Genomic DNA, 14570 nt, shown 5'->3' with positions numbered 1-14570 from the left:
AATGGAGATATCACATGACCACGCCAAGCTATTTCGCGCCCACTGGCGGCCATCCCGATCAGAAAACCCTGCTCAGCGACCGCGCCGTCTTCACCGATGCCTATGCCGTTCTGCCGCGCGGCACCATGCGCGATATCGTAACCTCTTTCCTGCCGTTCTGGGAAGACACGCGGCTTTGGGTCATCGCCCGCCCCCTGAGCGGATTTGCCGAGACCTTCTCGCAGTATATCATGGAAGTGCAGCCTGGCGGCGGATCAGAGCGGCCCGAGTTGGACAGCCAAGCACAGGGCGTGCTCTTTGTCGTTGAGGGCGGGTTTTCGCTGACGATTGAGGGCGATACCCATCAGATGCGCGAAGGCAGCTATGCCTATATCCCGGCAGGGGCGGTGTGGACGCTAAAGAACGACAGCGGCGCTGTCACCCGCTTTCACTGGGTCCGCAAGGCCTATGAGGCGGTGGAGGGCTTGGATTACCCCGATCCCTTGGTGCTGAATGAACAGGACATCGCGCCCAATGTCATGCCCGACACCAAGGGTGTTTGGGCCACCACACGTTTCGTCGATCCGAATGACCTGCGCCATGATATGCATGTCACCATCGTCACGCTGCAACCCGGGGGGGTGATCCCGTTTTGCGAGACCCATGTCATGGAACATGGTCTCTATGTGTTGGAGGGCAAGGCGGTGTACCGGCTCAATCAGGATTGGGTTGAGGTCGAAGCGGGTGATTTCATGTGGCTGCGCGCCTTCTGCCCGCAGGCCTGCTATGCGGGCGGGCCGGGGCCGTTTCGCTATCTGCTCTATAAGGATGTGAACCGGCACATGAAATTGCGCTGAAGGCCCGTGCCCCTCAGAAACAAGGGCGCCCCAGTGGGGCGCCCTTTTGCATCAGACCCGCTTTTCCAGCGATCCTTTGCCATGGCCTGACAAGCCGCCTGACACTTCCTCGGTTGCCTCATCCGACAGTTGTTCGGGCAGCAAGAGGTTCAGGACGATGGCAATCAGCGCCGCGGGCAGCAGCCCGCTTGTCATTAGCACGCGCAGCGTATCAGGCAGATATTGCACCGCCTTAGGGTCCAGTTGCAGACCCAGACCAACCGACAGCGAAATCGCGAAGATCACCATATTCCGCCGGTTCCAGTTCACATCCGAGAGCATCGAGATGCCCGCCGCGACGACCATGCCGAACATCACGATCACGCCGCCGCCCAGCACTTCGATCGGAATGGTGCGGATCACCGCGCCGACCTTGGGAACGAAACCGCAGAGGATCAGGAACAGCGCGCCGATGGTCACCACATGGCGGCTCATCACCCCGGTCATGGCGATCAGCCCGACGTTCTGGCTGAACGACGTGTTGGGAAAGCCGCCAAAGACGCCGGCGACGGCGCTGCCCAGACCGTCGGCATAGGTGGCGCCGGTGATCTCGGCATCTGTCGCCTCACGCCCCGCGCCGCCCTTGGTGATGCCCGACACATCGCCCACTGTTTCCACCGCCGAGACAAAGGCCATGAGGCAGAAACCGACGATGGCGGCAAAGCTGAACTCGAACCCATAGGCAAAGGGGATCGGCAAAGCGAGCGTCGCCGCCCGGTCCCAGCTTGTGGCGATGCCATCGACCGTCACCATGCCCATGGCCAGCGCATAGAGATAGCCCACGATAATGCCGATCACCACGGCAGAGACCGACAGCATGCCGCGGGCAAAGAACTTGAGCCCCAGCGTCGCCGCGATCACCACCAGCGCCGCAGACCAGTTCAGCAGGCTGCCGTATTCCGGCTTGTCAATCGCAGGCACACCCCCGGCGGCATATTGAATCCCCACTTTGACCAGCGCGAGGCCGATCATGGTCACCACCAGCCCGGTCACCAGCGGCGGCAGCGCAAAGCGGATGCGGCCGATGAAAGTGCCCAGCACCATATGAAACAGACCGCCGGCCAGCACCCCGCCAAAAAGTGCGGGCAGCGCCTCGACGCCCTTGCCCGCCACCAGCGGGATCATGATCGGCAGAAAGGCAAAGCTGGTGCCCTGCACGATCGGCAGGCGCGCCCCAACCGGGCCCATGCCGATGGTCTGAAACAGCGTCGCGATCCCGGCAAAGAGCATCGACATCTGGATCAGATAGGTCATGTCGGGAAAGCCCTCTGCGCCTGCGTCCGAGCCAAAGCCGAACCCCGCAGCCCCCGCCACGATGATCGCAGGCGTCACGTTCGACACGAACATCGCCAGCACATGCTGAATGCCCAGAGGCACCGCTTTGGACAGCGCGGGGGTGTAGTTCGGGTCACGCAATTGCGCGGGCGTGCCCAGTGAAGCGTCAGTCATATCTCTCTCCCTATTGACCGATCTCGCCTGCCGCTTCTGCTGAGGGCATGGCGCTTATGTTGCGGCTTCGACGACCTCCCACGGCCTGTCGAACCAATGTTCCTCCAGATTGTCCCCGGCGCCGATGCGGTCCACCACGGCAAAGAGCCCCGGTGCCGACAGCGGACAGCAAACGGCGTGCCAGATGTTGCGGCGGTAGTTCACGCCCTGGCCGGGGCCGGCCAGAAAGGCCAGCGGCTGGCCGGGCGCCCCTGCGTCATCCGGGGCGACGACCACCAGATAGGGGTTTTGATGCATCGGGATGAAAGCCTGCGCGCCCTCGGGGTGCCGCTCCAGCAGGTCGAGCGTGAAGGGCAGGGCGCGCGGCGTGGCATTGAAGATGCTGATGCCCGCGCGGCCCGTGCCAAAGTCGAGATCGGCGAGATCGTGATGCCGCCCGCAGAGCTCCTGGTTGATGATCTTATCGGGCGCGCCGCGGGCTTCCAGCACCTCACCGAAGGGCGCGAATGCCTCGGCGGTGAGGGGCTGCAAGACGAGTTGGCGGCTCATGGCAGCATGTCCTTGAGCCGCAGCTGCGCGATGCGTTCGACCTGACGGCAGGCTTCGGCAAATTCGGTGTTGCGGTCATTCTCCAGACGGCGGGTGAAGGCTTTGAGGATGCCGGCCTTGTCATGATCCCGCACGGCGATGATGAAGGGAAAGCCGTGTTTCTCGACATAGCTGTTGTTGAGCCGGGTAAAGGTCTCGCGCTCTTCATCCGTCAGCGCGTCCAGCCCTGCTGCAGCTTGTTCGGAGGTGCTCTCTGCCGTCAGCCGCTTGGCCTGAGCGAGCTTGCCCGCGAGATCGGGGTGGGCCTGCAAAACGCCGAGACGCTGTTCATCCGAAGCCGAGCGGAAAATCCGGGCTAGTGCACTGTGCAGCCCGATGGCCGTGTCATGGCCTGCGCCCAGTTCCAGCGCATGGGCGCCTTCGGCGATCCAAGGCGAATGTTCAAAGATGCTGCCGTATTTGGCAACAAAGGCATCCCGCTCCATCTGGCTGGGGCGTTCGCGGCGCACATGCGGATGGGTCGCGGCCCAATGGTCTGCGATCTGCTCGCGGGTGGCGAACCAGACGCCTTCATGGCTCTGCGCATATTCAATGAACTGGCGCAGCGCTTCAATACGGCCGGGGCGGCCAATCAGGCGGCAATGCAGCCCGACGGAGAGCATCTTTGGCGCGCCCTCGGCCCCTTCGCGGTAGAGCGCGTCGAAACTGGCCTTGAGATAGTCAAAGAACTGTCCGCCTGCGTTGAACCCCTGCGGCGTGGCAAAGCGCATGTCGTTGCAATCGAGCGTATAGGGCACGATCAACTGGTCCCGCGCCCCGAACTCCATCCAATAGGGCAGGTCATCGGCATAGGCGTCGGCGACATAGGCGAACTGTTCGGTCTCGGCGGCCAGACGGATGGTATTCTCGGACGAACGCCCACAGTAAAAGCCGCGCGGGGCTTGGCCCGTCACCTCGGTATGCAGACGGATCGCCTCAGCAATCGCCGCGCGCTCGACGTCTTCGGGCATGTCTTTGTGTTCGATCCATTTCAGCCCATGTGTCGCCATCTCCCAGCCTGCGTCGATCATCGCCGCGACCTGCACCGGCGCGCGGGCCAGAGCGGTGGCGACACCGTAGACGGTGATCGGCAGGTCTTTCAGCAGACGGTACAGCCGCCAGAACCCGGCGCGGGCGCCGTATTCATAGATCGATTCCATATTGGCATGACGCTGCCCCGGCCATTGCGCGGCGCCCACGATCTCGGAGAGGAACGCTTCCGAGGCCGCATCGCCATGCAGGATGTTGTTCTCCCCGCCTTCTTCGTAGTTCAGCACCAATTGTACGGCGATCTTGGCCCCACCCGGCCACTGGGCATCCGGGGGCGTGGGGCCGTAACCCTGCATGTCGCGGGGGTAGCGTGTCATCAATCTCTCCTTATGTCACTCTCTGTCTAAGCCGTAAGGCTGTGCATTGCTTTCAATTTATTTCTGAAAGACTATCCTGAAAAGGCGACTTTCACCCGCATGGCTGCCCTGCGACTTTGGGGAAAGCACGGAGGATGTAATGACAGGCTATCTTACAACACATGTATTGGATACGGCCCGCGGCTGTCCGGCGCAGGGGCTGAAAATCGAACTCTACCGGCTGGAGGGGGAGACGCGGACCCATCTGCGGACGCTGACGACCAATTCAGACGGGCGCACGGATGAGCAGATTTTGCCTGCCGAGGAATTTCAGACCGGCAGCTATGAGCTGCTGTTCCACTGTGGCGATTACCTCGATGCCAATGGCACCCCGGCGGAAGAGCCGCGTTTTCTCGATGTGGTGCCGCTACGGTTTGGCATGTCCGAGGCCGCGCATTACCATGTGCCGCTGCTCTTGTCGCCCTTTGGCTATTCGACCTATCGCGGCAGCTGACCGCGCGGGCGTGAGGCAGCGCCCCCCACCGGGGACGCTGCGCAATCTTCACTCAAATTCCATCTGCTCAAAGACCCGCCCGGCGTTTTTGGTGGCCAGTTCCTCAAAGGTATCCAGCCCCTTATAGGGCGATTGGTCCACATAATAGGCCTCTGCCAAGCCGCCCCCGGCGTCGAGATGCGCACCGACTTTCTCGCGCAGGTAGACAAGATAGTCACGTGTGTAGCGGCGCACCTGATCCATATTGGTCGGATGGCCATGCCCGGGAATGACATAGGTCGCCTCCAGCGGTTCGAAAGCGGTCTCCCAGGTCTCAATCCACTCGGCGGTGGCGGTATGGGGAAAGACCGGCAGCATGCGTTCGTGAAAGGCCATGTCGCCCGCGATCACGAGGCTTTGCTTGGGCAGCCAGACGACGATATCGCCGGGGCTATGGGCGGGGCCAAGGTAGCGCGCCTCGATGCGGAAATCGCCCATCTCGACGATATATTCATCGGCGAATGTCTCGGTCGGGAGTTGGATTTCCGTCCCCTCGGCCTGCTCTTTGTTGTAGCGTTTCATGCCGTCGAGAATGCTGCCGCCATATTGCTCGATCTCATGCGCCGCATCTTCATGGGCCACGATCGGCACGCCCTGTTCGGCCCAATAATTGTTGCCCAGCACCGCATGGCCCTGACCGTTTTCATTGAACACCAGTTTCACCGGCTGGTCGGTGACCTGCTTGATCTCCTCGTGCAGCGCTTTGGCCAGCCCATAGGCCGCGCCGCCGTTGATCACAACCACGCCTTCACCGGTGACGATAAAGCTCAGGTTGTTGTTATGGCCCGCGTTTTCATAGGTCGGCGGGGCCGTGGCCCCGATGGCCGAGAACACGCCGGGGATGAACTCGACCGGTTTGTTGTAAAGCAGCGACCCGGGGTATTTATCCGCGATGGTCTCGCTGGCCCCAGAGGCTGTGGCGGTGAGGGCGAGCAGCGCCGCCGTTTGCAATATGGTCTTCATTGTTCATCTCCAACAAAACGATAGCTGTCCCCGTCCCGCGCGACCCGGCCGAGCCCGCCGTTGGGCAGGTGGAACCCCAGCAGCGGGATCTGTTCCTGCGCCAGTTTATCGAGCAGACGCGCGCGGGTTTTGGCGCCCATGTCGGCATCCTGATCCGCGCCATTGGGCCACGTGGGCCGGGCAAAGGCGACATGGTGGTTGCCAATCGCATCACCGCCAATCAGCACCGCCTCCCTATCTTGGCGCACCTCGAAAGACATATGCCCCGGCGTATGTCCGAAGCTTGCATGGGCCATGACACCGGGGAGGATTTCCTGCCCGTCCTTGATCTCTTCCATCCGGTCCTCAATCGCCTCCAGACGCCGCGCGGCCCCGACGGCAAAGGACGCGCGCGCCTCGCCAATGGTGTCAACCGTGTCCGGATCGCGCCAGTAGTTCCATTCCTTGCTGCCCATCAGATAGGTCGCATTGGGAAAGACCAGATCGTCAAAATCATCCAGCACACCCCAGAGGTGATCGGGATGGGCATGGGTAAAGACCACATGGGTGACCTCGTCAGCAGAGACCCCGGCGGCGTCCAGACTGTCCTGCAACAGGCCCGCACTGGGCATGAAAGCAGGCCCGGCGCCCGCGTCGAACAGGACGACACGGTCCGCTTGCCGCAGCAGGGTGACGTTGCAGGGCGGGGTCAGTTGATCGGCGGGGAGGTCATAGGGCGCCAGAACCTTGGACAGTTCGTCCTGCGGCAAGCCTTCGAAAAAGAAGGCGCGGGGCAGAACGAGGTTCCCGTCGCTCAGGCTGATGATCTCATAAGTCCCGATTTCGGCCGAGACCGCGGCCAGAGCGCGGAGCGGCGACTGCGCGACGGCCATGCCGCCCATCCCGGCCAATAATGTTCTTCTGGTAAACTGCATCGGAATGCCCTCCCACCTATTCTAATATGCGAATATATTGAGGCCCCTGTGAAGGCGACACAAGGGGAAAGCTGGGCATCGGATGAATGGGCCTGCGCTGCGGGGTGCAAGCCCCTGACTGCGCATGAAAAACCGGAGCGGATCCTGCCGCTCCGGTCCGTTTCAGATCGCCGGTCAGTTTAAGAGGTCAGCGGCTGATAGAGAACCACCCGCGTGTCGATCGGCACCTTGTTGTAAAGCTCGACCATCTGGTCGTTCACCAGCCGCGCGCAGCCATTGGAGACGCGGCGCCCCAGAGTGCTGGGATCGTCGGTGCCGTGAATGCGCAGGAATGTATCGCCCCTTTCGGGGGTAAACAGATAGAGCGCCCGCGAGCCGAGCGGGTTGTTCAGCCCGCCGGGCATCCCATCACGGTATTTGCCGTATTTCTCGGGCTCCCGTTCCAGCATGCCGGGTGTCGGCGTCCAGCTCGGCCATTCCTTCTTTGCGCCGACAAAGAACTCGCCCGCCTCGTAAAGCCCGGGGCGGCCCACGCCGACGGTATAGCGCATCGCCATATTATCGGGCAGGGTCCAATAGAGCGCAAAGTTGTCGGGATCGACGTGAACCTCATAAGGGGCGGCGCCGGCGGCGATCGGCACCAACTTGGGCATCATATCCTCGGGCACGTCATAGCTCGGCATTTCCTTGGGCGGATGTGCAAGCGCAGGCGTGGCAAGCCCGCTGGTCAACGCGGCGCTGCCGGCTGCGATACCAGAGATAAAATGTCTTCGTTTCATGTTGGTTCCCCACTTGTCCAATTCGGTATTGTTAATTGAACCCATATGGGCCGCAGCCGTTCCAAAGCGGCAGCGGGATCACGATCTGTTGTATGATTCACACGCGCCTGTGGGGCGGCGGCGGGTCAAACGGTCGACCACCCCTTCGGCCCAGCGGTCAGCCGATTGGCCAAAGCAATCATGCAATGAATCGACCGCCGTCACACTGCCGAGCGCCAGACGTCCCAAGAGGCACAGGCCGGGCGCGAGATTGCCCTGCGCATCATAGAGGCGTCCATCCGGGGCGGTGGCGGCGCCGAGGTCGGGCAGAAGCGCGGTCAGATGGCCGCGCGCTTTCAAACCGGGCAGCAACGTGTCGGCGAGCTGCGCGAGGTTCGGCGTGGGCAGAACGGCGTCGATCATCACCGAGACATCCAGGGTGCTGCCCGCGCTCTCCAGCCGCCACCCTTCCGGTACCGAGGTGATATGAGGGTCGCTGGCGCAGGAGAGATCGACCACGCCCGCCGCTACCAAGGCGCGCAGTTCCTTGGCGGATGTGAGCGGCGGGCCGTAGGAATAGCGTTTCAACCCCTCGTCAAAGCCCACCAGTTGTTTCGCCGTGGCGGGGCTGGCCTGGCCGGGGTTGAACGCCTTGCGCCACGGGTCCTGCCATTTGCGCCAGACCTGCCCAAGCGCATAGCCGATGCTCGGTGGCGCTGCACCGCGCGCCATCTCGATCCCTTCTGTCAGCGCGTCCAAAGGCGTCGCATCTTCCTGACTGCCCGGCGCCTCCCATTCCTGCGCCAGCCAGGCGCGGACTGCCAAGGCGGGAATGTTCTGCGCGGTCAGGATGCGGGCCACGGGGGCGACAAGCGCCTCCGAGAGCAAGGCAGATGCGGCGTCGGGATCGGCGGCGACGGCTTTGGTCGCGGCCTCCGTAAAGGTAATCGTCTCAGCCTCGGTCGGAGAGAATGCAGCGTCCAGCGCTTGGGTTTCCGGTTTGGGGAACGGCGGATGCCCATTGAGCGAGAAGGGCAGAATGCGTTCCGGCTCGCGGCCCGAGGGGTTGTAGTGGCCGCTTGCAAACACACCGCCCTGTGCGAGGGTCAGCCCGCGCAGAACGTCATAGGTCGAAAGACCCAAGCCGCGAATGGCCACCCGTTTGCCCTGCCAAGCCGCGGCCGCATCGCAAAGGGCGCGGGCGGGGTAGGCTGGCATCAGAGCGGCCTTGCTCTTGGCCGCGTGATCCTGCCACTGGGCAAGTTGCTCATCCGGATGGACCGGGGGCTGCCCAAGCGTTAAAAGCACCTCGTCATAAAGGCCATGGTCCTTTGCCGCGCTATGCAGACGCCAGGCGTCACCGTCGCGGGTGATCTGCTGAACCGGCGCGCGCAGAAACTGAATGGCGGGTTCAGGGCTGGCGAACCCATAGCGCAGCAGATCCGCAAGACGCGCTTCAAGGTAGCGCCCAAGCGCGGCCCGTGGCGGAAAGTGATCCGGGTCGGGATGCCCCTCTTGCCACTCGGCAAAACTGCCGATGGAGGCCTCTTTGGGCGGGCGGATGGCAATGACGCGGTAGGGGGTGTTGAGCAGACAATAGCGGGGCTCGGCAGGATTGAAATTTGGCCCGGCACCGGGGCTCGGGGCCGGGTCAAAAATGTCGATCTGGAGCCTTGGTGTCTTTGGCCCGAAGCGTTCTGCCAAGGCTTCCAATGCCCCAAGCCCGCGCGGCCCCATGCCGACGATGGCAATCCGCGCTGTCCTATTGATATCTGCCAATGGCCTCTTCCCGTTCGATTGCCCGCAACCTTAGATTGGGGCCGTTCCCGCGAAAAGGCGAAAGGGCAGGGAAGGGGCAATCGCCTCAGGGCAATGAAATACCCGGCAAGGCGCCACCGAAGCACCAAAAAAGGCACCCGAAGGTGCCTTGCTCAAATCACAGTATGTTGGCGGGATTAACCGCCCCAGCTGCGCACGGCGCCGCAATCCATATGGGTGAAGTTGGAGCCGGAGTAGCGCCCAACGCCGCCGCCGCCACAGGCCATCGCCGCCTTGGCGACCTGATTGACCGAGCGCGAGGAAAGACGCAGGTCCGCGGCCTGACCCTTGAGGTGCAAGGAGCGTTTCGCAACACCGCCGGAGCGCGAGCGCAGCATGGCGTTGGTCTTGGGGCTGCGGTAGCCGGAAATCAGCATGTAAGGTTCGCTCACATCGAGCAGATTATGCGAGGCGGCCATGATGTCCACGGTGCGCAGGTCCATGTTCATGACCTCATCCGTGCGCCAGTCCCGCATGAAATGGTTGATCTCTTTGAAGGCGTCCTTGATGTAATGGCCTTCGATCCAATAGATCATATCGAGCCGTTCACCGGTGCGGCCGGAATACATGCGAATGCGGCGAATGTCGCCTGCGCCTCGTAGAAATCCTGCTGCGTTTGCGAATGTCGGTGCTGCCGTAACTGTGGTAGCTGCGAATGCGCCGAGAAGGGCGCGTCGGGTCATCCCCGATTGGCGAGTGCCTGTCATATGTCTGTCCCGTCTTCTGCCTGTTATGCCCAAGATGTTACATGGACCATTCAACTCATCCCCAGATGCAACGTTGTTATTGCATAGCGGGAAAAACTGACCAAGGGCGGAATCGAAAAGGTTCCATCCGATCGCGAATTTAGGCAGTTTTTTGCGCAGGGCCTGAATTTTATCGAATGATTACAAGGTTTGGCCGTGGTGGCGGCGCACCGGATTTTTCCAAATTCTCTTGCGAACGGAAAATTGAATAGACTTGTCTATGCAGGTGTTGGCAAACCGGACAAATACTTTAGGTCCAAGACCGACTAACATTACCGCATGGGGAAAGAAATGGCATTCAGCGCGACAGTTCCACGGCATCTGCCCAATTTGATTGCGGGTTTCGCCCTGATGATCGCAGCGCTGGTCGGTTCTGGCCCGGTGGCGGCACAGGTCACGGCGTTCAAACAGGCGGTGGCCGAAGCGGCGGCGCAGGATGAAGACATCGCCAGCTTTTACCGCGAGAATGACTATACGGCGCTTTGGACCGGGGCCGAGGAGACACACCGCCAGCGGCGCGCTGAATTGCTGCGGGCGATCAGTACCGCCGAGGCACATGGCCTGCCGCTGTCGCGCTACGATCCCGATTCGGTTCTGGAGATGCTCCGCAATGTGCAGACGCCGCGCGAGCGGGGGCTGGCCGAGGTCGAGTTGAGCAAAGTCTTCCTCAAATACGCCCGTGACATTCAGACCGGAATGCTGATCCCCAAACGTGTGATCAGCCAGATCGTGCGCGAAATCCCCTACCGCGACCGCAAGACCTACCTTGAAGACCTGCCGAAATCCTCCCCCGCGGCCTTTTTCCGTGCGCTGCCGCCGCGCAGCCTAGAGTATAACGCGCTGCTGAAAGAGAAAATCGCGATGGAAGAGCTTCTGGCGCAGGGCGGCTGGGGGCCGACGGTGCCGGCCGGCAAGCTGGCGCCGGGCGACCGGGGCAATGACGTCATCGCGCTGCGCAACCGGCTGATTGCGATGGGCTATCTTGAGCGGTCCAATGCGGTGGAGTATGACCCCACGTTGACCGAGGCCGTGCGTCAGTTTCAGGAGGCGCATGGGCTGAACACGGATGGGGTCGCCGGGCCCGCCACGATGAAGCAGATCAACATCGGCGTCGAGAAACGCCTGCAATCGGTCATGGTGGCGATGGAGCGGGAGCGCTGGTTCAACACCGACCGGGGCAAGCGCCATATTCTGGTGAATATCCCTGACTTCTCGGCCAAGATCATCGACGATGGCAAGGTCACCTTTCAGACCCGTTCCGTCGTCGGGGCGGCACGCGAAGACCGGCCCACGCCTGAGTTTTCGGACGTGATGGAACATATGGTGGTGAACCCGAGCTGGTATGTCCCGCGCTCGATCGCGACCAAGGAATATCTGCCGCAGCTCAAGCGCAACCCCTATGCGGTGAATCACATTGAGATCACCGACAGCCGGGGCCGCAAGGTGAACCGGGGGGCGGTGAACTTTAACCGCTACAGCGCGCGCAGCTTCCCTTTCTCCATGCGCGAACCGCCCAGCAAGTCCAATGCTCTGGGTCTGGTGAAATTCATGTTCCCCAACAAATACAACATCTACCTGCATGACACCCCCGCCAAGAGCCTGTTTGACCGCGACGTGCGCGCCTTCAGCCATGGCTGCGTGCGGCTGGCCGAACCCTTTGAGTTCGCCTATGCGCTGCTCGCCCCCCAGTCGGATGACCCCGAGGCTGAGTTTCAAGCGGTGCTGCGCACAGGACGCGAGACCCGGGTCGTGCTCGAAGAGCCGGTGCCGGTGCATCTGATCTATCGCACCGCGGTCACCAATGCGCGGGGCCATACGGAATACCGCGATGACGTCTATGGCCGTGATGCGCGAATCTGGTCGGCGCTGTCGAAGGCGGGGGTGGTCTTGCGGGGCGTTCAGGGGTAACCCTCGGGGCTCAACAACCAAAGGGCCGGGCGCGACATGACATATAGTGTTCAGCAAATAGCAGAGGCTCTCGGCGCGCAGGCCGAGGGCGATACCACGCTTCAGGTGACCAGCGTGGCAGAGCCGGCCAGCGCCAAGCTTGGCGAGATCGCGCTGGCGACGGACCCGCGCTATGCCAGCAGTCTCGCCCAAGGCAGCGCCGAGGTTGCGATGCTCTGGGAAGGCGCGGATTGGCGGGCGTTGGGGCTGAAAGCCGCGATCCTGCCGAACCGTCCGCGCTATGCCCTGTCGGGCCTTACAAGGATGCTGGACAAGGGGCAGGGCTTTGCCCCGGGGATACACCCATCGGCCATCATTGATCCGGGGGCGGAACTGGGGGTGGATGTTTCGGTCGGCCCATTGGCGGTGATCTCTGCCGGGGCGCGGATTGGCGCCGGAAGCGTCATCGGGCCGCTTTGTTTCGTCGGTGTCGATGCGCAGATCGGCGAAGGCAGTTTTCTGCGCGAACATGTCAGCATCGGTGCGCGGGTCACCATCGGGCCGCGTTTCATCGCGCAGTCGGGCGTCCGGCTGGGGGGCGACGGGTTTTCCTTTGTCACCGCAGAACTCTCCACCGTCGAAAAGGCGCGCCAGACCCTGGGCGATCAGGGTGATGCAGCGCCGCAGCCCTGGTCGCGGATTCATTCGCTGGGCTCGGTCACGATCGGGGCCGATGTCGAAATGGGCATGGGCTCGACCATCGACAATGGCACGATCCGCGACACGCAGGTTGGCGATGGTACCAAGATCGACAACCTTGTGCATATCGGTCACAACGCCGTGGTGGGCCGCAACTGCCTGCTCTGCGGGCAGGCCGGCGTCGGCGGCTCCACCCGGGTGGGCGACAATGTGGTGCTGGGCGGGCAGGTCGGTCTGGCCGACAATATCACCATCGGCGACCGGGTGATCGCGGGCGGCGGGACCATCGTGCTGTCGAACGTGCCCGAAGGCCGCACGATGCTGGGCTACCCGGCCACGCAGATGTCGAAACAGACCGAGATTTACAAGGCCCTGCGCCGCTTGCCACGGCTGCTGCGCGATGTGGCGGCCCTGCAGAAGGTGGTTTCGAAAACTGACGGTTCAAAAGCCGATAAGGGCGACTAAATCTGCGCCGACCGAGGGGCTGGGGAAGAGATGAGCACAGAAGACCAGGTTATCGCCATTCTCGCCGAGCAGGCCATGGTTGCGCCTCAGGAGGTCACGCCAGACAGCACGCTCGACGCGCTCGGGATCGACAGTATGGGCGTGGTCGAGGTCATCTTTGCCATTGAAGAGACCTTCGACATCGTCGTGCCCTTCAACGCCAATACCCCCGCCGAGAGCGGTTTTGACATCTCAACCGTGCGCAGCATCGTGGCCGGGGTGGCGCGGCTGAAAGCGGAACAGGGCTAAGGCGATGAAACGCGTGGTCATCACCGGCGCGGGCAGTGTGAACGCGCTTGGCCTCACGGTGCCGCAAACGCTCGCCGCCCTGCGCGAGGGGGTCTGCGGCATCCGCCCATTGGCGTTTCGAGATGTGGAACGGCTGTCGATCCGCATCGGCGCGCAGGTGCATGGCTTTGACGCCGCCGCCCGCTACAGCCGGGGGGAACTTGCCCTCTACGACCCTTTCACCCAATTCACCCTCGCCGCCGCGGAAGAGGCGATTGCGCAGTCCGGGCTCACATTCGAAGGCGCATTGGCCGACCGCGCCGGCGTGGTGCTGGGCACGGCGGGGGGCGGGATTTCCACCGGGGATGACAGCTACCGCACGGTCTATGGCGAGGGGAAGAACCGGGTGCATCCTTTCGTGGTGCCCAAGCTGATGAACAATGCCGCCGCCAGCCATGTCAGCATGACATGGAACCTGCGCGGGCCGTCTTTCACCGTCTCCACGGCCTGCGCCTCCTCCAACCATGCGATGGGGCAGGCTTTTGCCATGGTCCGCGCTGGCATGGCGCCGGTCATGGTCACCGGCGGATCGGAATCGATGCTGTGTTTCGGGGGTGTGAAGGCTTGGGAAGGTCTGCGCGTGATGAGCGGTGACGCCTGCCGCCCCTTCTCGGCCAACCGCAGCGGCATGGTGCAGGGCGAGGGGGCGGGGATCTTTGTGTTCGAGGACTATGACCACGCGCGGGCGCGGGGGGCGGAGATCCTCTGCGAAGTCGCGGGTTTCGCCATGACCTCGGATGCCAGCGATATTGTCATGCCGTCGCAGGACGGGGCCGCGCGGGCGATGCGGGGCGCGTTGCAAGATGCGGCGATCAACCCCGAGGAGGTGGGCTATATCAACGCCCATGGCACCGGCACCACGGCCAATGACAAGACCGAATGCGCGGCAGTGACCGAGGTCTTCGGCACCCATGCAAAGGACCTGATGATCTCTTCGACGAAATCCATGCATGGCCATATCATCGGGGGCACCGGGGCCGTTGAACTGCTGGCCTGTATCATGGCGCTGCGCGACGGGGTGGTGGCCCCCACCATCGGCTATGAGGCGCCTGACCCCGATTGCGCGCTCGATGTGGTGCCAAATGACGCGCGCGACGCCCGCCCGGAGGTGGCGCTGAGCAATGCCTTTGCCTTTGGCGGGATGAATGCGGTTCTGGCGCTGCGCCGGGTCTGACCCATGAA

At 62.7% G+C, this 14570-nt stretch carries 14 protein-coding genes; 6 read left to right on the top strand and 8 right to left on the bottom strand.

Annotated features, from left to right (window positions below; all coding sequences use genetic code 11):
- Window positions 1-14: 14 nt before the first annotated feature.
- Window positions 15-836: a bifunctional allantoicase/(S)-ureidoglycine aminohydrolase gene (locus AB4M76_RS10150; protein WP_368441721.1), complete on the top strand. Its 822-nt coding sequence runs from the start codon at window positions 15-17 to the stop codon at window positions 834-836.
- Between the two features lie 51 nt (window positions 837-887).
- On the opposite strand, the gene AB4M76_RS10145 is transcribed toward AB4M76_RS10150, so the two are convergent.
- Genes AB4M76_RS10145 through puuE form a run of 3 tightly spaced genes read right to left on the bottom strand, consistent with a single transcriptional unit; the run spans window position 888 to window position 4279 of the window.
- Complete coding sequence (locus AB4M76_RS10145; RefSeq protein ID WP_368441720.1) at window positions 888-2324, bottom strand: nucleobase:cation symporter-2 family protein; 1437 nt, start codon at window positions 2322-2324, stop codon at window positions 888-890.
- Window positions 2325-2378: 54 nt separating this feature from the next.
- Window positions 2379-2873, bottom strand: coding sequence for an ureidoglycolate lyase (locus AB4M76_RS10140; RefSeq protein ID WP_368441719.1), 495 nt, complete (start codon window positions 2871-2873; stop codon window positions 2379-2381).
- Entirely contained in the window at window positions 2870-4279 is a 1410-nt protein-coding gene (puuE, locus tag AB4M76_RS10135; RefSeq protein WP_368441718.1) for an allantoinase PuuE, read from the bottom strand. Before puuE ends, AB4M76_RS10140 begins: the two co-directional genes overlap by 4 nt.
- Before the next feature lie 139 nt (window positions 4280-4418).
- Between puuE and uraH the strand changes: the two genes are divergently transcribed.
- Window positions 4419-4772, top strand: coding sequence for a hydroxyisourate hydrolase (gene uraH / locus AB4M76_RS10130; protein ID WP_368441717.1), 354 nt, complete (start codon window positions 4419-4421; stop codon window positions 4770-4772).
- Window positions 4773-4820: 48 nt separating this feature from the next.
- Here uraH and AB4M76_RS10125 read toward each other — a convergent pair whose 3' ends face one another.
- From AB4M76_RS10125 to AB4M76_RS10105, 5 genes are all read right to left on the bottom strand, one after another.
- Window positions 4821-5774, bottom strand: coding sequence for an MBL fold metallo-hydrolase (locus tag AB4M76_RS10125; RefSeq protein ID WP_368441716.1), 954 nt, complete (start codon window positions 5772-5774; stop codon window positions 4821-4823).
- Entirely contained in the window at window positions 5771-6688 is a 918-nt protein-coding gene (locus AB4M76_RS10120) for an MBL fold metallo-hydrolase (RefSeq protein ID WP_368441714.1), read from the bottom strand. The genes AB4M76_RS10125 and AB4M76_RS10120 overlap by 4 nt, the downstream gene beginning before the upstream one ends.
- A gap of 179 nt (window positions 6689-6867) precedes the next feature.
- Window positions 6868-7467, bottom strand: a complete 600-nt coding sequence (locus AB4M76_RS10115) for a L,D-transpeptidase (RefSeq protein ID WP_368441713.1) — start codon at window positions 7465-7467, stop codon at window positions 6868-6870.
- Window positions 7468-7545: 78 nt separating this feature from the next.
- Window positions 7546-9225, bottom strand: coding sequence for an FAD/NAD(P)-binding protein (locus AB4M76_RS10110; protein WP_368441712.1), 1680 nt, complete (start codon window positions 9223-9225; stop codon window positions 7546-7548).
- Window positions 9226-9401: 176 nt separating this feature from the next.
- Window positions 9402-9971 carry a YcbK family protein gene (locus AB4M76_RS10105; RefSeq protein ID WP_368441710.1) on the bottom strand — a complete coding sequence of 190 codons (570 nt, stop codon included), beginning with the start codon at window positions 9969-9971 and terminating at the stop codon, window positions 9402-9404.
- A gap of 390 nt (window positions 9972-10361) precedes the next feature.
- On the opposite strand from AB4M76_RS10105, the gene AB4M76_RS10100 reads away from it, so the two are divergent.
- Genes AB4M76_RS10100 through AB4M76_RS10085 form a run of 4 tightly spaced genes read left to right on the top strand, consistent with a single transcriptional unit; the run spans window position 10362 to window position 14562 of the window.
- Window positions 10362-11918 carry a murein L,D-transpeptidase gene (locus tag AB4M76_RS10100; protein WP_368442418.1) on the top strand — a complete coding sequence of 519 codons (1557 nt, stop codon included), beginning with the start codon at window positions 10362-10364 and terminating at the stop codon, window positions 11916-11918.
- Window positions 11919-11954: 36 nt separating this feature from the next.
- Window positions 11955-13061 (top strand): UDP-3-O-(3-hydroxymyristoyl)glucosamine N-acyltransferase, encoded by a 1107-nt coding sequence (gene lpxD / locus AB4M76_RS10095; protein ID WP_368441709.1) that lies wholly within the window; start codon window positions 11955-11957, stop codon window positions 13059-13061.
- 30 nt (window positions 13062-13091) lie between these two features.
- Window positions 13092-13349, top strand: coding sequence for an acyl carrier protein (locus AB4M76_RS10090; RefSeq protein WP_368441707.1), 258 nt, complete (start codon window positions 13092-13094; stop codon window positions 13347-13349).
- 4 nt (window positions 13350-13353) lie between these two features.
- Complete coding sequence (locus AB4M76_RS10085) at window positions 13354-14562, top strand: beta-ketoacyl synthase (RefSeq protein WP_368441706.1); 1209 nt, start codon at window positions 13354-13356, stop codon at window positions 14560-14562.
- Window positions 14563-14570: the final 8 nt, after the last annotated feature.

This window comes from Sulfitobacter sp. PS-8MA, assembly GCF_040933935.1.
In the GTDB taxonomy this organism is placed as follows: Bacteria; Pseudomonadota; Alphaproteobacteria; order Rhodobacterales; family Rhodobacteraceae; genus Sulfitobacter.
The sequence above is the reverse complement of the archived record's forward strand: the minus strand, read 5'-3'. Positions and strand labels throughout refer to the sequence as shown.